Raw genomic sequence first — 21,229 nt, 5'->3', positions numbered from 1 at the left:
CTCTCAGCGATATTCCATGATCTTGCGGTCGCGGCGGACGAGGCAGTCCGCCACCGCGCTGGTCAATCCCGACACGGCCGCGAACTGGTGCAGGACACGCAATCCGCCGGCCGCCAGCGCACCGCGCACGGACGGCCAGCTCGCCCGCTCCGAACGCGCCTGCCGCAGCCATTGCAGCGGATAGATGGCCAGCACCAGCAAGGCGGCCAGGATGAAGTGCGACGAGACCAAGGCCAGCACCAGCAGCAGCAGGATCAAGGCCGGCAGCGCCACGCCCCACAGCAGCATCCGCACCACCTGCCCGATGTCGCCCGGCAGGGAGGCGCGGCCGTGGCGCAGCACATGGGAGGTCGCGGCATAGCCGGCCCGCCGGGCCCGCTGCCACCATTGGCCGAAGCGCAGGATGTTGGCGTCGTGGCGCGTCATTGGCGCGTCGATCCGCAGGAACCGCCAGCCATGCCGGCCCATGCGCAGGCACATGTCCGGCTCCTCCCCGGCGATCAGTTCGGGCGCATAGCCGCCCACCTGCCGCAGCGCGGTCACCCGGAACATGGCGTCGCCGCCGGTGGCGAGCGCCGGGCCGATCGGCGTATTCCACTCATTGTCGCAGAAGCGGTTATAGACGCTGCGATCGGGCGCGATCTCCTGCCGCCGACCGAACACGCCGGCCAGTCGGGGGTCGGCATCCAATGCGGCGGAGGCGGCCGCGATCCAGCCACGTTCCACCACGCAATCGCCGTCGATCATCTGGATACGGTCGATCATGGGATTGCGGGCGAGCAGCGCCTCCACACCCGCATTGCGTGCGCGCGCTGCGGTGAACTTGGGCGGCACCGGCAGTTCCACCACCTCCACCCCGATCGCGCGGGCATGGTCCTGGCTGCCGTCGGTCGATCCGGAATCGACATAGGCGATGTTCGGCATACCCCGGATCGCCGCCAGCGCGGCCTTCAGCCGTTCGCCTTCGTTGCGGCCGATCACGACGACGCCGATGCGATCGGCTGGAACTGGGCTGTCTGTCACAAGGCGGTTCTTAATCGGGAGCAGATCGGGGGGCGAGCGGATTTTACCCCTGCCGCCACGGCCTTACCGCAGGCAGCGGTCATAGCCGCCGCGCCGGATCATGCCGATCCGTTGCGTAATGCGGTTGCCGTAGCGGCGGGTCGCCCCGGTCGGCGCGATCGCCTCGCGCTTGGAGGGGAGGGGCAGGACGGCGGCGATCCGCCCCGCCTCCGCGGGCGACAAACGGCTGGCGTCGTGATGGAAGTAGCGAATCGCCCCGGCGTTGGCGCCATAGGTGCCGATGCCGGTCTCCGCGACGTTGAGGTAGACTTCCATGATCCGCCTTTTGCCCCACATGGTCTCGATCAGCAGGGTGAACCATGCCTCCAGCCCCTTGCGGACGTAGGAGCGCCCCTGCCACAGAAAGACATTCTTGGCGGTCTGCTGGCTGATGGTCGATCCGCCCCGCAAGCGGCGCCCCTGGACATTGCCCTGGAACGCCTTCTGCATCGCGGAGAAATCGAAACCGTGGTGGGTGCAGAAATTGCCGTCCTCCGCCGCGATCGCCGCCCGCGCCATGTTCCGATCCATGCGCGACAGCGAAATCCAATCCTTGTTGATCGAATGCCCCTGCGCCAGGTCGCCCAGCATCGTGATGGTGACCGGCGGCGGCACGAAGCGGTAGAACAGGACGAGCAGGACGGAGCCGAGCAAAAACAGGATTACGCCCCGTATTACCCAGCCCAGGATGCGGCGCGGCCATGTACGTACCGCAACGCCCTTGCGCGCGCGGGCGGAAGCGGGGGCGGGTTTCGGTCGTCGTGCAGCCATCGGAGGCGCGCCTTAGCGGAATGATCCGGCAACGGGAACGGGGCGCCTGGCATCATCGTTGGGGAGCCACAATGAAAAAGGGGATTCGGGTGCGCGTCATCGTTACGATCTTTGCGGCCGCGTTGGCTGCGGCGCCGGTCATGGCGCAGGATGGCTTGCGCGAATTGTGCTCCGATCGGCCCGGCCTTGGCACCGCGCCCTGCACGGTCGATCCCGGCCATGTGCAGGTCGAGGCGGGGATCGGCAGCTGGGAGCGCACCAGTGATAGCGAGAGCCGTATCGACCGGATCGAACTGGGCGACGTGCTGGTCCGCTACGGCGTCGGGGACAGCACTGAGCTGCGGCTCGACTGGCTGGGCTATGCGCATGTCCGCGAACGGGATCGTGCCACGGGTTCGTTGGAGCGGACCGGCGGCGTGGGCGACGTGACGGTTGGCCTCAAGCGGAATTTGACGCATCCCGACGGCAACGGGCTCTCCTTGGCCTTGCTGCCCTTTGCGACCCTGCCCACCGGCAAGAGCAACCTCGGAGACGGCGTGTGGAGCGCGGGGCTGACGGTGCCCGCAACCTATGCGATCAACGATACGCTGACCTTTGAACTCACACCGGAGATCGATGCGGCCGCCAACGAAGACGCGCATGGCCGCCATCTCGCTTATGGCAGCGTTGCCGGCGTGCAGGCGGCGGTGAGCCGGGTGATGGACGTGATGGTAGAACTTGCCGCCATCCGGGACCGCGACCCCGCCCATCACAGCACGCAATCGCTGCTGGCGCTGTCGCTTGCCTATCACCCCGGGAGTCGAGTGCAATTCGACGTGGGCGGCAATGCCGGGCTCAACCACAACTCGCCCGACGTGCAGCTATATCTGGGTGTCAGCGAAAAGTTCTGATCGCCCGCGCGCTCCTGTCTATGGCAGGAGCATGGGTGGACGATCCGAAGCGTCCACCCCGTGCCTTCAGGCCATGGCGGGCAGCAGGCGCTTCTCGCCGGCGATCCGCATCATCGCCTTCTGCAACTTGTCGAATGCGCGCACCTCGATCTGGCGAACCCGTTCGCGGCTGACGCCATAGACCTGGGAGAGTTCCTCCAGCGTCTTGGGGTCGTCGGCCAGGCGGCGTTCGGCCAGGATATGCTTCTCGCGATCGTTCAGGCTGTCCATCGCCTCGGTCAGCATGTCGTGGCGGACATCCTTTTCCTGCGCGTCGGCAATGCGTTCGTCCTGCAGCGGATCGGTGTCGACCAGCCAGTCCTGCCACTGCGCATCGCCATCCTCGCCGACCATGACGTTGAGCGAGGTATCCCCACCCATCGCCATCCGCCGGTTCATGGAGGTGACCTCATCCTCGGTCACGCCCAGATCCTTGGCGATCTTGGCCAGCGCCTCCGGCTTCAGGTCGCCTTCCTCGAACGCGTCGATCTGGCTCTTCATCCGGCGCAGGTTGAAGAACAATTTCTTCTGCGCGGCGGTGGTGCCCATCTTCACCAGGCTCCACGACCGCAGGATATATTCCTGGATGGAAGCGCGGATCCACCACATGGCATAGGTGGCGAGGCGGAAGCCGCGATCGGGCTCGAACTTCTTCACGCCCTGCATCAGGCCGATATTGCCTTCGCTGATCAGCTCGGACGCGGGCAGGCCATAGCCGCGATAACCCATCGCGATCTTCGCCACGAGCCGCAGGTGCGAGGTGACGAGCTTGGCCGCCGCCTCCGGATCGCCATGCTCCTGGAAACGCTTGGCGAGCATATATTCCTCCTCCGGCTGGAGGATCGGAAACTTGCGGATCTCGGACAGGTAACGGTTGAGGCTCTGCTCCCCGCCCAACGCCGGAATGGTTGCCACCGATGTGTTGCCGCTGGCCATGATACCTACTTCTCCCCGGACCTTCATCGGTCCCGGCAGAGCCATTGACGACTCCGCCGTCTGCGATCGTCACTCTACACAGAGATGACTGAACAGTTCCTGCATGTCTGCCGGCATGTTGCTTTCGAACGACAAAGCCTCGCTTGTCACCGGATGGATGAAGCCGAGCCGTGCCGCGTGAAGCGCCTGACGATTAAACGCCAATTCCGTCAGAAGGTTACGAAAATTACGCCTCCGTTCCGCATAGACGGGGTCGCCGAGCAGCGGATGGCCGATCGACGCCATGTGGACGCGCACCTGATGGGTGCGCCCCGTTTCCAGCCGACATTCCACCAGCGCCGCATCGCGCAGCGGCTGCAAGGTGGTGTAATGGGTCACCGCATGTTTGCCCTGACCGGGGCCGACGATCGCCATCTTCTTGCGGTTGGCTGGGCTGCGGCCGAGATTGCCCTCGATCCGCCCCGCCGGCGGGCGCGGCTGACCGATCACGATGGCCTTGTAGCGGCGGTCGATGCTGTGCTTGGCGAACTGCGCGGCGAGCCCGGTATGCGCGCGGTCCGTCTTGGCGGCCACCATCAGTCCCGACGTATCCTTGTCGATCCGATGGACGATTCCCGGCCGCTCCACCCCGCCAATGCCGGACAGCGAACCCCTGCAATGATGCAGCAGCGCATTGACCAAAGTGCCGTCGAGATTGCCGCAGGCGGGATGGACCACCAGGCCGGCCTGCTTGTCGATGACGATCAGATGGTCGTCTTCGAACACGATGTTCAGCGGAATATCCTGCGCGGCATTGCCGGCTGGCGTCGGATCGGGAATCGCGATCTCGGCCGCATTGCCACCCGACACCTTGACGGCGGGGTCGCGCACCAGCTTGCCGTCGACGGTCACGGCACCGGCGGAAATCAGGCTCTTCAGCCGTTCGCGCGACAGAATCGGCAATGCGGCGGCCAGCGCCCGATCAAGGCGCCACCCGGCCATGTCCGGCGGCATCACCGCATGTTTGATCGACACCCCCGCGTCCACTCGGCCCGATATGGTTCGTCGCCCATGATTTTCAAGGCCGGGCTGCTATGTCGGTCCCATGCAGGTCGTTATCTCGCGCGCAGTGTCGGACGCCATTGTGGGCGAGGCCGCGGCCCGGCCCGATGAGGAAGTCTGCGGCCTGCTGTTCGGGGTGCCCGGCCGGATCATGGCGGTGCGCGCGCTCGCCAACGTCGCGGAGCGGCGGGGGGACACGTTCGAGCTCGATCCCGCGGCGCTGATCGCCGCCTACCGGGCCCAGCGGGCAGGCGGACCCGCCGTGATCGGCTGCTACCACTCGCACCCCAACGGCAAGCCGACGCCTTCCCATCGGGATCGTGCGGCGGCGCAGCCCGGCACGATGTGGCTGATCGTGGGCGGGGGAATCGTCCGCGCGTGGCTGGCGGGCGAAGACGGCTTTACCGAAGCCCGCCTGATCGTCACAGACGATGGCACGCTTGCCGGCCATGCCGCGCCCAATCGCAATTCTGCCCCCGGGGAATGAAGCCATGTCCAATGCCTCCGTCGAATTTGCCAGCCTGCTCTGTTCGCGCCTGTGCCACGATTTGTTGAGCCCCGTCGGCGCTCTGATGAACGGGCTGGAGCTGCTGGCGGACGAGGAGGATCCCGCCATGCGCGAGCGGGTGATGGAGTTGCTGGCGGAAAGCGCACGCACATCCGCCGACAAGCTCAAGTTCTTCCGCCTGGCCTTCGGCTCGGCCGGCGGCTTCGGGGAGGAGGTCGCGGCCGAGGAGGTGCGCGCTGCCCTGGCCGGCCTCGTTCGCGGCAATTCGCGTGTCGAGCTGCTGTGGCTGGTGGAGCAGCCCGGCATCGCCAAGGATGCGGCCAAGATCCTCTTGAACCTGGGCATGGTCGCGCTCGACGCCCTGGTGCGGGGCGGACGGCTGATGGCTGCGGTCGAGGATGGCGAGGTGGTCGTGCGCGCGGAAGGCGCCCGCATCGTCATGGATGCGGAGATCCGGGAGGTTCTTTCCGGCGGCGGCAATGCGGACGCGATCAACTCGCGCACGTCGGCGGCATGGCTGCTGCGCAAGCTGGCGGAGGATAATGGCCGCACGCTGCAGCTGGCGGAGGAGGAGGGGCTGCTGCTCCTCGCCGCCTCGCACGCCTGATCGCTTCGGCGCGGGCGGCGCCCTGCGGCGCGCCTGACCCATGCTTAAGTCCTTTTTTACCCGCGCCATGGCACATCGTCCCGGAACTTCGTGGATGGTGCCGTGGACGACCTGCTCAACGACTTCATTGCCGAAACCCGGGAAACGCTTGAGGCGCTCGCCGGGGAGATCGTGGCGTGGGAGGCCGACCCGTCCGATCGCCATCGGCTCGATTCGATCTTCCGCTTCGTCCATACGGTGAAGGGAAGCTGCGGCTTTCTCGATCTGCCGCGTTTCCAGCGGCTCAGCCATGCGGCGGAGGATGTGCTGGCCGACGTCCGCTCCGGCAACCGGCAGCCCGACGCCGCCCTGGTCAGCGCCGTGCTGGCGATCATCGACCGCATCGGCGAGCTGACCAACGCGCTGGAAGCGGGCGAGACGTTGCCGGAGGTGGACGAGCAGTTCCTGATTTCCGCGCTGAGCGAGAGGGCGGAGGTCGCGCTGGCCGAGCCTGTCCTGCTGGAGGCGGACCAGCCGGTGCGTGGCACGGCAATGCCCGCCAGCCCGCCGACGCGCACCGTCGCGCGCAGCATCCGCGTGCCGGTGGAACTGCTCGACCGGATGATGGCGGGCGTGTCCGACATGGTGCTCGCGCGAAACGAATTGTCGCGCCTGCTGCGCGCGTCCGGCACCGAATCCACCACCGAGATCGCGTTCGAGCGGCTGTCGCAATGCGTGGGCGAGATGCGCGAGGCGATCACCCGCACCCGCATGTCGCGGATCGAGACGCTGTTTGCCATGCTGCCGCGCATGGTGCGCGACCTGTCGGGTGACCTTGGCAAGCTGGCCCGGCTGGAAACGGACGGCAGCGATGTCGAGCTGGATCGCGAGATGATCGAGATGATCCGCGATCCGCTGACCCATATTGTCCGCAATGCGCTGGATCATGGCATCGAGTCGCCGGAAGAACGCCGCCGCGCGGGCAAGCCGGAGGCCGGTCAGCTGCGCATTGGCGCGCGACAGTCCGCCAACCAGATCCTGATCGAGATCATCGACGATGGTCGAGGGATCGATGCCGACCATGTTCTGCGCAAAGCCGTAGCCGCCGGGCTGGTCGGCAGCGAGGATGCCGTCGGAATGAGCTGGGCACGCAAGCTGAACCTGGTGTTCGAACCCGGCCTGACCACCGCCGATGCGGTGACGGAAGTGTCGGGCCGTGGCGTCGGCATGGACGTGGTGCGCGCCAATATCGAGCGGATCGGCGGTTCGGTGGAGATTGACAGCCGGCCGGGGCAGGGAACCCGCCTGTCGCTGCGCGTCCCGCTGACGCTGACCATCATCCCGGCGCTGACGGTGAGCAGCGGCGGCGTTCCCTTTGCCATTCCCCGTTCTGCGATCGACGAACTGGTCCGTCCGAACGGCGCGGCGGTGCGGATCGAGCGGCTGGGCGGCGCGATGGTCGCCTTCATTCGCGGCATGCGCCTGCCGGTAGTGGATCTCGGCCGGTTCATGGGGCTGACCGGCGGCGACGGCACGCCCAACCTGCTGGTGGTGCTGCGCGCCGGAGGCGGCGAACGTTATGCGCTTGGCGTCGATGCGGTGCACGACCATGAGGAATTGGTGGTGAAGCCGGCCGCGCCCGCACTGATGGCCAGCGGCGTCTATGCGGGCACCACCCTGCCGGACAACAGCCGGCCGATGCTGCTGCTGGACGTGGCCGGCATCGCCGCCGCCGCGTCCATTGCTCTGGTCGGTACGCACCAGGCGGTAGAGGAGCCGGGCGACCGGCAGGAGGAGGCTGCTTTGCCCACCTTGCTGTTCCGCGATCTGGACGGAATCACCCGTGGCATCCGCCTGTCCCTGGTGGAGCGGATCGAGGATGTGGCGGCGGATACGGCGATCGAGGCGGGCGGAACCCGCATGCTGCCGCTGCAGGGGGAATTGACGCCGCTCCATGCCGCCGGTCCGCTGCCGGACAACCGGATGCGCGTGTTGCGGCTCAGCGACGGCACCCGCGCGCTTTCCTACGCGATCGAGCAGGTGTTCGACGTGGTGAACCTGCGCGGCGACATGGCGCCGGCCCGCATCGCCGGGCCGGTTGCGGGCGTGGTCCTGCACGATGGCCAGCCGATTGAGATGCTGGACGCCTTTTGGCTGTTTTCGCAGGCGGGCGACCTTCCCGCGCAGGGCAAGTCGCCTTTGTGCCTGGTCGCCGGCTCGGACGATCCCTGGGCGCGCGAGGTGCTGGCGCCCCTGCTCAAGGCAGCCGGCTATCGCGTGTCCTTCGCCGGGGAGCCGGTGCGGGATCATGTCTCGGTGGTGGTCGCTTCGGGCGCCCCGCCGGTCGGGATCGACGCGCCGGTGATCCGGCTCCGCCAGACGACGGACACCGGAGGTGCGGGCGACGACAGCATCTACCGTTATGATCGCGACGCGCTGCTCCAGGCGCTGCGCAGCCATGTCGCCGTGGGAAGGTGAGGTGATGAACACGCTGTATCTGATCGCCCGCATCGCCGACGAGACGATTGCGCTTCCTGCCGAGCAGATCGGGTCGGTGGTCGAGGTGGAGGACATCGCCCCGATCCCGCGCGTGCCGCCGCATGTCGCGGGGCTGTTCGCATTGCGCAGCCGCGTGCTGACGGTGATCGACACGCGCGCGGCGCTCAACCTAGGCAGCATCGCGCGCGCCGGGGCCATGACCGCCGTGATCGTGGAATCGGAAGGGCATAGCTACGCTCTGCTGGTCGACATGGTCGAGGACGTGATCGAGGCGGCCGCGCCCGAACCGTGCCCGGCCCTGCTCGGTGCGGCATGGCGGCGCGCGGCGCGCGGCACCATCCGGCGGGACGAGCAGGCGATCCTGCTGGTCGATCCGGCGGTGCTGGTCGCCGGTCCGGACGCGCTCGCCGCCTGATGCACGCGCCGGTTTGGGCACCTGCGTGGTGGGGCGGCGTTAACGCGAATCTTACCCTCGCCACCTATTGCTGAAGCGCACGCAAGCCGAGGACCTTACCCCGATGAAGAGCTGTTTGGTGGTCGATGACTCCAAGGTCATCCGCAAGGTCGCCCGCCATATCCTTGAGAAACTCGATTTCGCGGTGGACGAGGCAGCCGACGGTCAGGAAGCGCTGACCCATTGCAAGACCGCCGTACCCGACGTGATCCTGCTCGACTGGAACATGCCGGTGATGAGCGGGATCGAGTTCCTGCGCGTGCTGGGCGAAACCGATCTGCCGCATCGGCCCAAGATCGTGTTCTGCACCACCGAAAACGGCATGGGCCATATCCGTGCCGCGATCGATGCCGGCGCCGACGAATATGTGATGAAGCCGTTCGACCGGGAAACCCTGCAGAGCAAGCTCCAGATCGTCGGTCTGGCCTGAACCCGGCCCGCGCCGTGCTTCACGTTTCGCCATCCCCATCGATGCGGGCGCCTGATCCGCGTGAGGAGGCGCCGATCCGCGTCCTGATCGTGGACGATTCGGTAGTCGCCCGCGCGGTGCTGTCGCGCCTGCTCGGTGAGCATGAGGATGTGCAGGTGGTGGCCTGCGCCGGCAGCGCGCCTGCCGCCCTGCGCATTTTGGAAGACACACGCGTCGACATCATCCTGCTCGACCTGGAGATGCCGGGCGTGGACGGCCTCACCGCATTGCCGGGCCTGATCGCGCAGAGCCATGGCGCGCGGGTGCTGATCGTCTCCTCCGCCTGCGCCGACGGCGCCTCCGCCAGCCTCAGCGCATTGCGGGCGGGCGCGGCCGACACGCTGCTCAAGCCGAATGCGGCGGCCTTCACCACCGGATTCGCCAAGGATCTGGTGGACAAGCTGCGGCGCATCGCCCGCCCAGCCAGCATGCCGCCCGCCCGGCTGCCGGTGCAACGCGCCTGCGTGCTGGACAGCGGCAGGAGCGCGCGGGTGGAGTGCGTCGCCATCGGTAGCTCCACGGGCGGGGTGCATGCCCTTGCCACCTTTTTCGCGGGCCTGCCCCGGACCTTCAACGCGCCAATCCTGGTGACCCAGCATTTGCCCGCGCCCTTTACCGAGATCTTTGCGTCGCAGCTGACCGAGATCGCCGGGCGGCGCACGCGGGTGGCGGCGCCGGGCCTGCAACCGATCCCGGGCGAGCTGCTGCTGGCGCCCGGCGACGCGCACCTGACATTGGTCAGGACGGGAACGGTGATCCACGTCAGGCTGGAGCGGAAGCGGTCGGCATCGGGTTGCCTGCCATCGGTGGATCCGATGTTCGCCTCCATCGCTGCGCTGTACGGTCCGGCGGCGGTCGGCGTGGTGCTGAGCGGCATGGGCAAGGACGGGGCGGTCGGCGCGGCGGCCTTGGTCGAGCATGGCGGCACCATCCTTGCGCAGGATCAGGAGAGTTCGGTCGTGTGGGGCATGCCCGGCGCGGTCACCAATGCCGGCCTGGCGCGCCTCGTCGCGCATCCGGGTGAGTTGGCGCGCCGGTTGGCCGAATGGAATGCGGGCACCGGCCAATGGACCTGACGCCGCTCGCCGCCCGATCCTTGTCGGGCCTGCTGGAACAGGTCACCGGGCAGCAGCTTGCCTCCGCCCGCCGCTGGCGGCTGGAGACGGCGCTGCACCCGGTGATGAAGGACCACAACATCCACAGCCTGGACATGCTGGCCGCCATGGTGGCGCAGAACGGGTCGGCGACGCTGCGCGAAGCGGTGGTCGAGGCGCTGCTGAACCATGAGACGAGCTTCTACCGCGACCTGGCCGTGTTCAAGGCCATCGCCGGCGACGTCCTGCCCGCCATGGCCGGAAGCCGCAGCGATGCGCGGCGGCTGCGGATCTGGTCGGCCGGCTGTTCCACCGGGCAGGAGCCATATTCGCTGGGCCTGCTGCTGGCGGCGCAGGAGACGCAGTGGGCCGGCTGGTCGATCGACATCCTTGGCAGCGACGTGTCGCCGCAGGCGGTGCAGCAGGCGCGGCAGGGGCTCTACAGCCAGATGGAGATCCAGCGCGGCCTGCCGATCACCGAATTGCTGGCCCGCTTCGACCAGGATGGCGAACACTGGCGCATTCGCCCGCAGGGTCAGGCGCGGCTGGGTTTCATGGTGCACAATCTGCTGGACGCGCCGCCGCCGGGCCGGTTCGACATGATCCTCTGCCGCAACGTCCTCCTCTACTTCAGCGCGGAACGTAAGCGGCAGGTGCTCGATCGCCTGGCAAGCGCGATCGCGCCCGATGGCGTGCTGGTCCTGGGCGCTGGTGAGACGGTGATGGGCCATACGGAGGCGTTCGAGCCCCATCCGGACCTGCGCGGCATGTACCGGCCTGCACGCCAGGGCTGGCGCTGAACCCGGGGACGAGGCTATGCCCTCCGGTGCATGAGCGACGCTATCCTGGACTGCCCTTCGCCGAACTTTGACGATCGGGTGCTGCCCGTCAGCATCATCGTGCTGCATTATACCGGCATGACCGATGCGGCTTCCGCCATCCAGCGGCTGACCGACCCAGCCGCCAAGGTTTCGAGCCATTACCTGATCGCAGAGGATGGGCAGGTGCTGCGCCTGGTAGCGGAGAACAAGCGCGCTTGGCACGCCGGCAAGGCGCATTGGCGCGGCATCGACGACGTGAATTCGGCCTCGATCGGGATCGAGCTGGTCAATCCTGGTCACGAATTCGGCTATCGTCCCTTTGCCGAGCCGCAGATGAGCGCCTTGCTGCCGCTGATGAAGGATCTGGTTGACCGGCACCACATCACCCGCGGCAACATCGTCGGCCATTCGGACGTGGCGCCGGCGCGCAAGACCGATCCGGGCGAATTGTTCGATTGGGAAAGGCTGGCGCGACTTCGCCTGGCGCTGCCCCGCCCGCGCCGATACCTGACCGATCCGCACTGGACCGATGGCGGCTTCCTGCTGGCGCTGGAGCGGTTCGGCTATGACGTGATCGACGGCCAGGCGGCGGTGCGCGCCTTTCAGCGCAGGTTCCGCCCGGGGACGGTGGACGGCATCATCGACGGTGAGTGCCGCGCCGTCCTGCTGTCCCTTCTGACCGGCGGGGACAAGGGGGCGGAAGCGCGGCAACGCGCGGGCTGACTTTCCGGATTTCCGCTGCTATGCGGCCCTGGCCAGAGGGTCGGGCGGCCGCCGGCATAGGGGTAACCTTGTGCGGGAGGAAAGTCCGGGCTCCACAGAGTAACGGTGCCGGGTAACGCCCGGCGGGCGCGCTGGCGACGGCGCGTTCAGGGACAGTGCAACAGAAAGCAGACCGCCCGGCTGCCCCCGCGAAAGCGAGGGTCCGGGCAAGGGCGAAAGGGTGCGGCAAGAGCGCACCGCGCTTCCGGCAACGGCGGCGGCACGGCAAACCCCACCGGGAGCAAGACCGAGTAGGGACGGCATATGGGCTGGCTCGGCCCCGTCGTCCGGGTTGGTTGCTTGAGGCGGCGTGCAAACGTCGCCCTAGAGGAATGGTCGCCTATCCCCATTCGGGGTGGACAGAACCCGGCTTACAGACCCTCTGGCATTTCCCCTCCGTTTCTGATTGTCTGCGGGCAGGGGAAGAGGGGAAGTTCATGGTTCCGCTGTTGATCGCGCTGGCGGCCGAGGTCGCCGCGCCGACTGGTGCGCCGAGTCTTCAGGCGCAGTTCGAACAGGCCAGCACCGCGCTGAACGCCGGTCGGTTCGAGGAGGCCGCCGCCGGCTTCCACGCTATCGGCCAGCGCAAGGGGATGAGTGCCCGCACCCAGGGCATCGCGATGCTGCGCGAGGGCCAGGCGCTCGCCATGCTGAAGCGCACGGAGGACGCGGCCGGCCTGCTCCGCCAGGGTTTGAAGCAGTCCCCGGCCAGCGATCCGAGCCTTTCGACGGATCGTGCGACGGCGTTCCTGCTGCTCAGCCAGGCGGCCGCCGACACGTACGACTATGTCGAGGCGCGCACGTTGCTGGAGTCGGCGCTGGCGGAAACCGAGGACGCTCCAGCCAGGCGTAGATTGTTGTTCCGGTTGGTGCAGGTGACCATGTTCACCGACAATGATGCCGCCTTGCGTTACGTGGAGGAGGCGGCACGGTTGGCAGGAGCCGACAAGGCGGTGGGCGCTCACGCTCATGACATAAAAGGCCGTGTGCTGCTGAACCGGGGTGACCTTAAAGGGGCGACGACCGAACTGGAAGCGGCGCTGTCCCTCCTTGGTGGCGTTACAGAGCGAACAGACATCAACGATGTGGTAGTCCGCTCCGACCTCGCCATGGTCTATCTGCTGACCAAGCGCGAGGAGCGGGCGCGCGAGTTGCTGGGCATGACAGGGGCCGGACGGATGGGCGCCAGCGCGTTCGAAGTGCCGTCGCGCTTCGATCTGCCGCAATGCGGCGGGGATCTGCGCCCCGAAGATGTGGTGGTGGTGGAGTTCGGCGTGGCGGATGACGGATCGGTTGCCTTCGCCAATCCCGTTTACGCCTCGCATCCGGGGCCGCAGACGTTGGAGTTCGTCCGTTCGGTCCGGCAGTGGGGATGGCGGCCCGACGACATCAAGGCTGTTCCCGCCTTCTACCGTGCCGTTACGAGAGTCGAGATGCGCTGCTCGATCGAAGGACAGCGTCCGTCCGTGGAAGCGTCGTTGCACGATGTTTACGGCGCCTGGATGCAGGAACGTGGGGTTGAGCCTCTTTCATTCGCTTTAGGTACCGCCAGCGCCGCCATGCTGAAGACGGAACTTTCGCGGCGCGAGGCGCAAAGCTCCATCGCGACACTCCCTTTTCTGATCGCTTTAAGTACGAGCGGTCTGGTGAGTAATGCCGATCGTCAGGATGCTGCGGCGCGCGCCATTGTGGTGGCCGAGGAGGAGAAGGCGCCGGTGGCTGTCCAGACGATGGTCAGGATGAACGCCGCGATGGCTCAAGCCGTCAGCCGCCGTTCAGCAAAGCAATTCAGCATGGCGATGCGGGCGTTGCTGGTCCGTCCCGATGTGCAGGCCGATCCGGTCTCATCCGCGGTTGTCGGTTTGCTGGTGGCGGACGATGATGCCGGAAGCGATCCTGCAAGCGCCGCCCGCCTGCTGACAACCGTTCTGGACGATACGCGCTTGCCCAGGAACCATCCGCTGCGGGTCGCCGCGGGCGCGCGACTGGCATCGGTGCAGGTCCAACTGGGCAAGCTGGAGGAGGCCCGCGCTACCTTTGCCGCCACCGGTCTGAGCGAGGAACAATGTTCGCTGGTGGATGCCAAGCCGTCCCTGCAATCCGCGAACATGGGATCGAGCACCTATCCCCGCGCCGTGGCGGACTGGGGCATGACCGGGTGGATCCGCACGGAATTCGACATCCTGCCCGATGGTCGCACCGCCAATCGGCGCGCGGTGATGGCCTATCCCCCATTCGTGTTCGGCTCCACCGTCGTCAACGCCATGGAGGGTGCCCGCTATACGCAGACCTATCGCCCCGCCGGCGAGTTAGGCTGCGGCGGAATGGGGCTGACCGTCCGGTTTCGCTTGCCTGGCTGATCACCCGCTTATGGCGTTTCGTCGGCCGCGTCCTATGTAGCGTCCATGGCGCGTTCGACACGATCCAATGACTGGGGGTTTCCCCGCTGGCGGGCTTATGGCAGCGAGCGCGGCACGACGCAGGTGCGCATGTGCGACCGCCACGGCTGCGATCGGCCCGGCAACTGCCCCGCGCCGAAATCCCCCAACAGCCCCGACCGCTGGTATTTCTGCGAGGAACATGCCGCGGAGTATAATCGCGGCTGGAATTACTTCGAGGGCCTGTCCGCCGAGGAAGCGGCCGCGCGCGAGGCGGGCGAGCGGCGCGATGCGTCGGGCTATGCCGAAGCGTCGCATTATGGCTGGGGCGGGGCGGGCGACGGTACCCGCTCGCGCGACGAGATGCGCGCGCTGGAGGTGCTGGAGCTGGAGAGCGACGCCAGCTTCGACGACATCAAGGCGGCGTGGCGCAGGCTCGCCAAGGTCAACCATCCCGACGTCAGGCCGGGCGATGCCGTGGCTGCCGATCGCTTTCGGGCGGTGCAGACCGCGTGGGAGGTGCTGCGCGCGGCCGAGGAGCGGCGCGCGGCGTGATCCGAACCGTCAAGGCGCAGTGGCGCGGCACGATCCTGATCTGCGGAAAATGCGAGAAGAAATTGCGCAAGACGGGCTTCGGCCCGGACGGCGACACGCGCCTGTCCAAGCTGCTGGGCAAGCGCGGCGGCAAGGGCAAGGGCCGCAAGGCCGAACTGGGCGTGATCCAGGTCGGCTGCCTCAAGGTCTGCCCCAAGAACGCGGTGGTGGTCGTGGACGCCGCCCGCTCGCGCGACTGGCTGATCGTCAGCGCCGGCACGCCGGTGGATGTGGTGGAGCAACGACTAGGGCTGACCAGGCCCTCCGCCATCGCGGCGGAGTGACCGTCCGGAGCGGCTTCCGATCGCTCTGACGGGCAGCAATGCTCCCCGGTTGCGAATCGCTCTAGGCGAATCGCGCGGCTGTTTCCCGGATCAGCGCGATCATGTTGGGAATGCCCTGCGTCCGGTTGGAGCTGAGCTGACGGCCGAGATCGAACGGCGCGAGCGCGCCTTCGATGTCGGTCCCCACGATCTCGCCCGGCGTCCGGTCCTGCACCGTCAGCAGGACCAGGGCGATGATGCCCTTGGTAATGGCGGCGTTGCTGTCCGCCAGGAAGTGCAGCCGGCCATCGTCCTGCCGAGTCGGATAGACCCAGACGGAGGCGGAACAGCCGCGCACCAGAGTGGCGTCCGTCTTCAACGGCTTCGGCATGGGATCCAACGCGCGCCCGAGATCGATCAGCAGGCGGTAGCGGTCGTCCGCCTCCAGAGACTCATATTCGTCGCGTATATCGTCGATCTTGGCCATGTGCGGCGGCTAGCAGACGCCTTGTTGCGGCGGAAGGCTGGACCAAGCCTTCGCGTTGCGGTAACGGCGTCCCCGCAGTGCGGGTGTGGTGAAACTGGTAGACGCGCCGGACTCAAAATCCGGTTCCGCAAGGAGTGTCGGTTCGAGCCCGACCACCCGCACCATCTGGATCGGCGAAGGGGCGACGGATCGCTCCGTCGCTCCCTTCTTCGATCACTCTGCTACCTACCAGCCGCGATAAGGGCGATAGTGGCGCGGACCGCCATAACCCCGGCCGTAACCACCATAATATCCGTAACGCGGCGCGCCATAATAGCCGTAGCCATAAGCGACCGGCGGCGGGGGCGGCGGCGCATAGTAAACCGGCGGCGGCGCGGCATAATAGCCAGGCGCGTCGTAATAGGTGTCGTAACCCGGCCGCGAGGCGATCGCCGCACCCGCCGCCAGGCCCAGCACGCCCGCGCCCAATGCGATCGCCGCATCGTTGCCGCCGCCGCGATGATGCCGGTAATAAGGCCGCGCCTCCGACGGCGCCGCCACCGCGAGCATGCTGGCCGCGATGGCCAACCCTGCCGCCGATGTTGCAATCAACTTACGCATCACGACCTCCAATACGCTGTGGCCCTGTGTTCACCTGCGCGAACCGTCCTCCACATGGCGGTGTTTGTGCCACAGGCCGGATGAACGCCCCGGAAATCGACCGTTTATCGCGCGTTAACGTGGCTGGTGGGCAAGAGATGCGCATGGTGCGATGAGCCGAGTGGTTGGCAGCGCCGCAAAGCTTCGGGTATGGGGCCATGGCATGCCGGCCCGATTGTTAAGCCAGCGCCCGTTCTTTGAAGACAAGAACCGCGCTTTCTGGACGCTCCAGTCCGCCGGCTGGGCTGGCTATTTTGTGCTGCGTTCGCTGGGCGGGATCGCCAATGCCATGGGCTGGCTGTTCATCCTGCCCACTGCGCTGACTACCGCGACCGGTTATTCGCTGACCCTGCTGATGTCCGCCGCCTATCGCCGCCTGTTCCGGATGCGGCCGATCGTCACCTGGACCGCGTCGATCCTGATCCTTGGGCTGGCCTCCGCCGTCTTCTCCTCGATCGAGACCTGGGCGCACGCCACCTTCTACCGCACGGGGCCGATGCCGGAGGGGATCCAGTACCTGTCGGCGATCCTGCTCGATTTCTCGCTGCTGTCGGCGTGGTCAGCGTTATATTACGGCATCAACTTCTACATCCTGGTTGAAGAGCAACGCGACCAGCTGCTGCGGCTGGGCAGCCAGGCGTCGTCGGCGCAGCTGGCGATGCTGCGTTACCAGCTCAACCCGCATTTCCTGTTTAACACGCTCAACTCCATCTCCACGCTGGTGCTGCTGAAGCAGACCGAGCGAGCCAATGCGATGCTGTCGCGGCTGTCCTCCTTTCTCCGTTACACCCTGGTGAGCGAGCCGGAGGGCGAGGTGGCGGTGGCGCAGGAAATCGACACGCTGAAACTGTATCTCGACATCGAGAAGATGCGGTTCGAGGATCGGCTGCGCACCCGCTTCGACATCGATCCCGCCGCCGCCGGTGCGATGATCCCGTCGCTGCTGCTGCAACCCCTGGTGGAAAACGCGATCAAATATGCGGTGACGCCCAAGGAAGAGGGGGCCGACATCGACATTGCCGTGGCCCGCGCGGGCAATCGCGTTCACATCACGGTCAGAGATACTGGACCAGGGGAGGCGACGCGGCCGATCGACGGGGCGGGTGTTTCGTCCACTGGAGTCGGCTTGGCGAATACGCGGGACCGTCTGGCGCAAGCATATGGCAGTGACCATCGCTTTGAGACCCAGGCTGGGCCAGACGGTTTCGCCGTGATTATCGACTTGCCCTATCATATGGGTATGCAGTGAGGACCAGACCTTTATGACGATCCGCACCATCCTGGTCGACGACGAGTCCCTGGCAATCCAGGGCTTGCAGCTGCGCCTCCAGGCGCACGAGGATGTCGAGATCATCGAGACCTGCACCAACGGGCGGGAGGCGATCCGCGCGATCAAGACCCACAAGCCCGATCTGGTGTTTCTCGACATCCAGATGCCGGGCTTTGACGGCTTTTCGGTGGTGCAGGGCCTGATGGAGGTCGAGCCGCCCTTGTTCGTGTTCGTGACGGCCTATTCCGACCATGCGCTGCGCGGGTTCGAGGCGGGTGCCGTCGATTACCTGATGAAGCCGGTCGAAAATGACCGTCTGGCCGACACGCTGGAGCGCGTGCGCCAGCGCCTCTCCGAAAAGCGGGCTGCCGAGGAGGTGGTACAGCTGAAGGAGGTGATTGCGGAACATGCGCCGGAAGCGGCGGATTCGATCCCGGAAGGCGCGGAGGCTCCATCGGCCAGCCGCTACGAAAAGCTGATCAACATCAAGGATCGCGGCCAGATCTTCCGCGTGGACGTTGATTCGATCGAGCGGATCGACGCCGCCGGTGACTATATGTGCATCTATACCGGCGACAACACCCTGATCCTGCGCGAGACGATGAAGGATCTGGAAAAGCGCCTCGATCCGCGACGTTTCCAGCGCATCCATCGCTCCACCATCGTCAACCTGGATCTGGTGAAGCAGGTGAAGCCGCACACCAACGGCGAATGTTTCCTGGTCTTGGGATCGGGCGCGCAGGTGAAGGTGAGCCGCTCCTACCGTGATGTGGTGGCGCGCTTCGTCCACTGATCCGGCGGTCGGGAGCGCCTGAGGCGGGTGTCGTCGTGCAGTGAGCCGCTGCCCAAGCCCGGACCACATTCTTGTGCTCCCGCGAAGGCGGGAGCCCCATCGTCACGCGACGCCCTCCAATCTCCTGGGCTCCGCCTTCGGGGGAGCGCTGTTGGTTCGAGTGGATCAGCTGGCAGGCTTCATGCGCAAATGTCGATCTCCTTGGAACGAACCCGCGCTTTATTCACCTACGGCCGTTCAGGGCCGTTGCCCTGAACGTCAGCCGAACCGCCCCGTCACATAGTCCCGCGTGCGGCGGGAGCGGGGGTTGGAGAAGATCTCCGCCGTGCGGCCGAACTCGATCATCCGGCCCAGGAACATGAAGCCGGTATGATCGGAAATGCGGCTCGCCTGCTGCAGATTGTGGGTGACGATCACGATCGTGACCTCGCCCTTCAACTCGACCAGGGTCTGTTCCAGCTTGGCGGTCGATACCGGGTCCAGCGCGCTGGCCGGCTCATCCAGCAGCAGCACCTCCGGCTCCACCGCGATGCCGCGCGCGACGCACAGCCGCTGCTGCTGCCCGCCCGACAGGCCAAGGCCGGAGCTGTGCAGCTTGTCCTTGACCTCGTCCCACAAGGCTGCGCGACGCAGGGAGCGTTCCACCATCTCGTCCATCTCCGCCCGCGACTTGCGATGGTAGAGGCGGACACCGAAGGCGACATTGTCGTAGATCGACATGGGAAAGGGCGTCGGCTTCTGGAACACCATGCCGACGCGCGCGCGCAGCGCCGCGGGGTCGCCACCGGTCAGTACATCCTCGCCATCCAGCAGGATCTGCCCCTCGGCGCGTTGCCCCGGATAGAGGGAGTAGATGCGGTTAAGCGCGCGCAGCAGGGTCGACTTGCCACAGCCCGACGGACCGATCAGCGCGGTGATGGCATTGCGCTCGACCGGCAGGTCGACCCCATGCAGCGCCGGGTTCGCCCCGTAGAAGAATTTCAGGTCCTTGACCTCGACCACCAGGTCGCCGTCCGGCCGGGTCATGAAGCGGGCTTCGTCGGCCTCGGGGGCGTGCGGCAGGGGTGCCGTATCGGTCATGGACGGTGCGTCTCCCGGGCCAGCAGGCGCCCGACGATGTTGATGAACAGGACGGCGACGGCGATCAGCAGCGCGCCGACCCAGGCAAGGCGCTGCCAGTCCTCATAGGCCGACAAAGCGAACTGGAAGATGGTGGTCGGCAGGCTCGCCATCGGCTGCGACGGATCGGCGGTGAAGAACTGGTTGCCCAGGCTGGTGAACAGCAAAGGCGCGGTTTCGCCCGAAATGCGCGCGAAGCCAAGCAGGCCACCGGTGAGCAGGCCGGCGCGCGCCGCCTTCCAGATGATCTTGCGGATCACGAAGGCGCGGCTTGCGCCCAATGCCATGCCCGCTTCACGGAGCGCGCCGGGTTGCAGCGACAATATGTCCTCGGTTGTCCGCACCACGATCGGAGTGGCGAGAAAGGCGAGCGCCACCGCGCCGGCATAGCCGGAGAAGCCATGAAACGGCGCCACCAGCAATCCATAGACGAACAGGCCGATCAGGATCGACGGGGCCGAGATCAGCACGTCGTTGAAGAAGCGCACCACATGGCCGAACTTCGTGCCCGCGCCATATTCGGCCAGCCAGGTGCCGGCGAGAATGCCGATCACCAAAGCGATGGCCATGCCGATCGCGCACATGATGATCGACCCGACGATGGCGTTGCGCAGGCCGCCGGGCGATCCCGGCGCGGGCTGGTCAGCGGTGAAGATCATGGCGTCGATCCCGCCCAGGCCCTTGCTCAGCAGGGTCCACAGGATCATCACCAGAAAGGCGAGGGCGATCGCCGTGGCGATCCCGCACAGCGCCACGAACAGGCGGTTGGCGGCGCGGCGGCGCGCGGCGCGACTGATCATGCCTTGTCCTCCCGCAGCAGCAGGCGGGCGACGGCCAGCACCGCGAAGGTGATCACGAACAGCAGGAAGCCGAGCGCGATCAAGGATGCGCTGTGCAGCTCGCCCGTGGCCTCCGCAAACTCATTGGCCACGGTGGAGGCGATGGTGGAGCCGCTGTCGAACAGCGAACTGGGTAAGCCGTGGGCGTTGCCGATGATGAAGGTCACCGCCATCGTCTCGCCCAGCGCGCGGCCGAGACCCAGCATGATGACGCCGATCATGCCGCGACGCACATAGGGGATCACCACCGCCCGAGTCACCTCAAACGGAGTGCAGCCAAGGCCATATGCCGCTTCCCGCACCTGCGGCGGCACGGTCAGGAACAGCTCGCGGAACACGGCCGCCATGTAGGGCAGGATCATGATCGCCAGGATCATGCTGGCCGTGAAGATGTTGGCGCCGTTGGGCGTGCCCGCAAAGACGCGGTCGAGGAGGCTGCCCGGCTCCGCGCCCATCATGATCGGCATCTGGATATGCGCGGCGAACCAGGGCGCGAGGACGAACAGCCCCCACATGCCGTAGACGATCGACGGAATGCCGGCGAGCAGCTCCACCGCAACCGCGATCGGCCGCGCCAGAACGGCCGGGCAGAACTCCACCAGGAATATCGATACGCCCAGCGCCAGCGGCAAGGCGATCACCAGCGCCAGAAAGGCCGTCACCAAGGTGCCGACGATCGGCCCCGCCGCGCCATAGGTTTCCGTCACCGGATTCCAGGCGGTGGAGGTGAGGAAGCCGAAGCCGAACGCGCGAAACGCGGGAAGTCCGCCCACGAACAGGCTGGCTACCACGCCGGCAAGTGCCGCCAGCAGGATGGTGGCGGCCGCGGCACAGGCGAAGCGAAACAGCTGCTCGCCCAGTTTGTGGCCGGGCGGGGCAGTCTTGGAGGCGGGATGAGCGGTGACGGTCATGGCC

The 21,229-nt window shown here is 66.7% G+C and carries 23 protein-coding genes, 1 tRNA gene and 1 other RNA gene; 16 read left to right on the top strand and 9 right to left on the bottom strand.

Features of this window, described 5'->3' with window-relative positions:
• Window positions 1–3: 3 nt before the first annotated feature.
• Both Q0D93_RS08230 and mtgA read right to left on the bottom strand, forming a co-directional pair.
• The gene (locus Q0D93_RS08230; protein ID WP_294392793.1) at window positions 4–1,023 is read right to left on the bottom strand and encodes a glycosyltransferase family A protein; all 1,020 of its coding nucleotides are present in this window, start codon (window positions 1,021–1,023) and stop codon (window positions 4–6) included.
• A gap of 63 nt (window positions 1,024–1,086) precedes the next feature.
• On the bottom strand, window positions 1,087–1,833 hold the full coding sequence (gene mtgA / locus Q0D93_RS08225; RefSeq protein ID WP_294392791.1) for a monofunctional biosynthetic peptidoglycan transglycosylase: 747 nt from the start codon (window positions 1,831–1,833) through the stop codon (window positions 1,087–1,089).
• A 71-nt stretch (window positions 1,834–1,904) separates the two neighbouring features.
• Here mtgA and Q0D93_RS08220 point away from each other — a divergent pair, with 71 nt between their 5' ends.
• A complete protein-coding gene (locus Q0D93_RS08220) occupies window positions 1,905–2,723 on the top strand; it encodes a transporter (RefSeq protein ID WP_294392789.1) in 819 nt (272 codons plus the stop codon).
• 66 nt (window positions 2,724–2,789) lie between these two features.
• Here the strand turns inward: Q0D93_RS08220 and rpoH are convergent, their stop codons facing one another.
• Entirely contained in the window at window positions 2,790–3,698 is a 909-nt protein-coding gene (rpoH, locus tag Q0D93_RS08215) for an RNA polymerase sigma factor RpoH (RefSeq protein WP_294392787.1), read from the bottom strand.
• A gap of 69 nt (window positions 3,699–3,767) precedes the next feature.
• Entirely contained in the window at window positions 3,768–4,691 is a 924-nt protein-coding gene (locus Q0D93_RS08210) for an RluA family pseudouridine synthase (protein ID WP_294392837.1), read from the bottom strand.
• A 91-nt stretch (window positions 4,692–4,782) separates the two neighbouring features.
• Here Q0D93_RS08210 and Q0D93_RS08205 point away from each other — a divergent pair, with 91 nt between their 5' ends.
• The 12 genes from Q0D93_RS08205 (at window position 4,783) to Q0D93_RS08150 (ending at window position 15,188) form a co-directional block, all read left to right on the top strand.
• Complete coding sequence (locus Q0D93_RS08205; protein ID WP_294392786.1) at window positions 4,783–5,226, top strand: M67 family metallopeptidase; 444 nt, start codon at window positions 4,783–4,785, stop codon at window positions 5,224–5,226.
• A 4-nt stretch (window positions 5,227–5,230) separates the two neighbouring features.
• A complete protein-coding gene (locus Q0D93_RS08200) occupies window positions 5,231–5,854 on the top strand; it encodes a histidine phosphotransferase family protein (protein WP_294392783.1) in 624 nt (207 codons plus the stop codon).
• A 102-nt stretch (window positions 5,855–5,956) separates the two neighbouring features.
• On the top strand, window positions 5,957–8,311 hold the full coding sequence (locus tag Q0D93_RS08195; RefSeq protein WP_294392781.1) for a chemotaxis protein CheA: 2,355 nt from the start codon (window positions 5,957–5,959) through the stop codon (window positions 8,309–8,311).
• Window positions 8,312–8,315: 4 nt separating this feature from the next.
• Window positions 8,316–8,747, top strand: a complete 432-nt coding sequence (locus Q0D93_RS08190) for a chemotaxis protein CheW (protein WP_294392780.1) — start codon at window positions 8,316–8,318, stop codon at window positions 8,745–8,747.
• Between the two features lie 103 nt (window positions 8,748–8,850).
• Window positions 8,851–9,216 (top strand): response regulator, encoded by a 366-nt coding sequence (locus Q0D93_RS08185; RefSeq protein ID WP_294392778.1) that lies wholly within the window; start codon window positions 8,851–8,853, stop codon window positions 9,214–9,216.
• Window positions 9,217–9,257: 41 nt separating this feature from the next.
• Window positions 9,258–10,331: a chemotaxis-specific protein-glutamate methyltransferase CheB gene (cheB, locus tag Q0D93_RS08180; protein ID WP_294392776.1), complete on the top strand. Its 1,074-nt coding sequence runs from the start codon at window positions 9,258–9,260 to the stop codon at window positions 10,329–10,331.
• The gene (locus Q0D93_RS08175) at window positions 10,322–11,149 is read left to right on the top strand and encodes a CheR family methyltransferase (RefSeq protein WP_294392774.1); all 828 of its coding nucleotides are present in this window, start codon (window positions 10,322–10,324) and stop codon (window positions 11,147–11,149) included. The genes cheB and Q0D93_RS08175 overlap by 10 nt, the downstream gene beginning before the upstream one ends.
• Before the next feature lie 30 nt (window positions 11,150–11,179).
• Window positions 11,180–11,893, top strand: coding sequence for an N-acetylmuramoyl-L-alanine amidase (locus Q0D93_RS08170; RefSeq protein WP_294392772.1), 714 nt, complete (start codon window positions 11,180–11,182; stop codon window positions 11,891–11,893).
• Window positions 11,894–11,925: 32 nt separating this feature from the next.
• Window positions 11,926–12,322: RNase P RNA component class A (rnpB, locus tag Q0D93_RS08165), an RNA gene on the top strand.
• 47 nt (window positions 12,323–12,369) lie between these two features.
• Window positions 12,370–14,292: a hypothetical protein gene (locus tag Q0D93_RS08160; RefSeq protein ID WP_294392770.1), complete on the top strand. Its 1,923-nt coding sequence runs from the start codon at window positions 12,370–12,372 to the stop codon at window positions 14,290–14,292.
• Window positions 14,293–14,337: 45 nt separating this feature from the next.
• A complete protein-coding gene (locus tag Q0D93_RS08155; RefSeq protein WP_294392768.1) occupies window positions 14,338–14,865 on the top strand; it encodes a J domain-containing protein in 528 nt (175 codons plus the stop codon).
• Window positions 14,862–15,188: a hypothetical protein gene (locus Q0D93_RS08150; RefSeq protein ID WP_294392766.1), complete on the top strand. Its 327-nt coding sequence runs from the start codon at window positions 14,862–14,864 to the stop codon at window positions 15,186–15,188. Before Q0D93_RS08155 ends, Q0D93_RS08150 begins: the two co-directional genes overlap by 4 nt.
• A gap of 61 nt (window positions 15,189–15,249) precedes the next feature.
• Here Q0D93_RS08150 and Q0D93_RS08145 read toward each other — a convergent pair whose 3' ends face one another.
• Window positions 15,250–15,654: a SufE family protein gene (locus tag Q0D93_RS08145; RefSeq protein ID WP_294392765.1), complete on the bottom strand. Its 405-nt coding sequence runs from the start codon at window positions 15,652–15,654 to the stop codon at window positions 15,250–15,252.
• 79 nt (window positions 15,655–15,733) lie between these two features.
• On the opposite strand from Q0D93_RS08145, the gene Q0D93_RS08140 reads away from it, so the two are divergent.
• Window positions 15,734–15,818, top strand: a tRNA-Leu gene (locus tag Q0D93_RS08140).
• Window positions 15,819–15,879: 61 nt separating this feature from the next.
• Here Q0D93_RS08140 and Q0D93_RS08135 read toward each other — a convergent pair.
• On the bottom strand, window positions 15,880–16,254 hold the full coding sequence (locus tag Q0D93_RS08135; protein ID WP_294392763.1) for a hypothetical protein: 375 nt from the start codon (window positions 16,252–16,254) through the stop codon (window positions 15,880–15,882).
• A 202-nt stretch (window positions 16,255–16,456) separates the two neighbouring features.
• Between Q0D93_RS08135 and Q0D93_RS08130 the strand changes: the two genes are divergently transcribed.
• Together Q0D93_RS08130 and Q0D93_RS08125 are read left to right on the top strand one after the other, a co-directional pair.
• A complete protein-coding gene (locus tag Q0D93_RS08130; protein ID WP_294392761.1) occupies window positions 16,457–17,542 on the top strand; it encodes a histidine kinase in 1,086 nt (361 codons plus the stop codon).
• Between the two features lie 13 nt (window positions 17,543–17,555).
• Entirely contained in the window at window positions 17,556–18,356 is an 801-nt protein-coding gene (locus Q0D93_RS08125) for a LytTR family DNA-binding domain-containing protein (RefSeq protein ID WP_294392759.1), read from the top strand.
• 258 nt (window positions 18,357–18,614) lie between these two features.
• On the opposite strand, the gene pstB is transcribed toward Q0D93_RS08125, so the two are convergent.
• From pstB to pstC, 3 genes are read right to left on the bottom strand one after another with little or no spacing between them, the layout of a single operon-like run.
• A complete protein-coding gene (gene pstB, locus Q0D93_RS08120) occupies window positions 18,615–19,436 on the bottom strand; it encodes a phosphate ABC transporter ATP-binding protein PstB (RefSeq protein WP_294392757.1) in 822 nt (273 codons plus the stop codon).
• Complete coding sequence (gene pstA, locus Q0D93_RS08115; protein WP_294392755.1) at window positions 19,433–20,275, bottom strand: phosphate ABC transporter permease PstA; 843 nt, start codon at window positions 20,273–20,275, stop codon at window positions 19,433–19,435. Before pstA ends, pstB begins: the two co-directional genes overlap by 4 nt.
• Window positions 20,272–21,225 carry a phosphate ABC transporter permease subunit PstC gene (gene pstC, locus Q0D93_RS08110; protein ID WP_294392754.1) on the bottom strand — a complete coding sequence of 318 codons (954 nt, stop codon included), beginning with the start codon at window positions 21,223–21,225 and terminating at the stop codon, window positions 20,272–20,274. Before pstC ends, pstA begins: the two co-directional genes overlap by 4 nt.
• Window positions 21,226–21,229 lie beyond the last annotated feature (4 nt).

This window comes from uncultured Sphingomonas sp., from assembly GCF_934560975.1.
Classification (GTDB): Bacteria; Pseudomonadota; Alphaproteobacteria; order Sphingomonadales; family Sphingomonadaceae; genus Sphingomonas_I.
The sequence above is the reverse complement of the archived record's forward strand: the minus strand, read 5'-3'. Positions and strand labels throughout refer to the sequence as shown.

Excerpts from the sequence above, each read along its gene's own strand:
- mtgA (WP_294392791.1), bottom strand. The coding sequence starts at position 1,833 with ATGGCTGCACGACGACCGAAACCCGCCCCCGCTTCCGCCCGCGCGCGC.
- Q0D93_RS08220 (WP_294392789.1), top strand. The coding sequence starts at position 1,905 with ATGAAAAAGGGGATTCGGGTGCGCGTCATCGTTACGATCTTTGCGGCC.
- rpoH (WP_294392787.1), bottom strand. The coding sequence starts at position 3,698 with ATGGCCAGCGGCAACACATCGGTGGCAACCATTCCGGCGTTGGGCGGG.
- Q0D93_RS08210 (WP_294392837.1), bottom strand. The coding sequence starts at position 4,691 with ATGCCGCCGGACATGGCCGGGTGGCGCCTTGATCGGGCGCTGGCCGCC.
- Q0D93_RS08205 (WP_294392786.1), top strand. The coding sequence starts at position 4,783 with ATGCAGGTCGTTATCTCGCGCGCAGTGTCGGACGCCATTGTGGGCGAG.
- Q0D93_RS08200 (WP_294392783.1), top strand. The coding sequence starts at position 5,231 with ATGTCCAATGCCTCCGTCGAATTTGCCAGCCTGCTCTGTTCGCGCCTG.
- Q0D93_RS08190 (WP_294392780.1), top strand. The coding sequence starts at position 8,316 with ATGAACACGCTGTATCTGATCGCCCGCATCGCCGACGAGACGATTGCG.
- Q0D93_RS08185 (WP_294392778.1), top strand. The coding sequence starts at position 8,851 with ATGAAGAGCTGTTTGGTGGTCGATGACTCCAAGGTCATCCGCAAGGTC.
- cheB (WP_294392776.1), top strand. The coding sequence starts at position 9,258 with ATGCGGGCGCCTGATCCGCGTGAGGAGGCGCCGATCCGCGTCCTGATC.
- Q0D93_RS08175 (WP_294392774.1), top strand. The coding sequence starts at position 10,322 with ATGGACCTGACGCCGCTCGCCGCCCGATCCTTGTCGGGCCTGCTGGAA.
- Q0D93_RS08170 (WP_294392772.1), top strand. The coding sequence starts at position 11,180 with ATGAGCGACGCTATCCTGGACTGCCCTTCGCCGAACTTTGACGATCGG.
- Q0D93_RS08160 (WP_294392770.1), top strand. The coding sequence starts at position 12,370 with ATGGTTCCGCTGTTGATCGCGCTGGCGGCCGAGGTCGCCGCGCCGACT.
- Q0D93_RS08155 (WP_294392768.1), top strand. The coding sequence starts at position 14,338 with ATGGCGCGTTCGACACGATCCAATGACTGGGGGTTTCCCCGCTGGCGG.
- Q0D93_RS08145 (WP_294392765.1), bottom strand. The coding sequence starts at position 15,654 with ATGGCCAAGATCGACGATATACGCGACGAATATGAGTCTCTGGAGGCG.
- Q0D93_RS08135 (WP_294392763.1), bottom strand. The coding sequence starts at position 16,254 with ATGCGTAAGTTGATTGCAACATCGGCGGCAGGGTTGGCCATCGCGGCC.
- Q0D93_RS08130 (WP_294392761.1), top strand. The coding sequence starts at position 16,457 with ATGCCGGCCCGATTGTTAAGCCAGCGCCCGTTCTTTGAAGACAAGAAC.
- Q0D93_RS08125 (WP_294392759.1), top strand. The coding sequence starts at position 17,556 with ATGACGATCCGCACCATCCTGGTCGACGACGAGTCCCTGGCAATCCAG.
- pstB (WP_294392757.1), bottom strand. The coding sequence starts at position 19,436 with ATGACCGATACGGCACCCCTGCCGCACGCCCCCGAGGCCGACGAAGCC.
- pstA (WP_294392755.1), bottom strand. The coding sequence starts at position 20,275 with ATGATCAGTCGCGCCGCGCGCCGCCGCGCCGCCAACCGCCTGTTCGTG.
- pstC (WP_294392754.1), bottom strand. The coding sequence starts at position 21,225 with ATGACCGTCACCGCTCATCCCGCCTCCAAGACTGCCCCGCCCGGCCAC.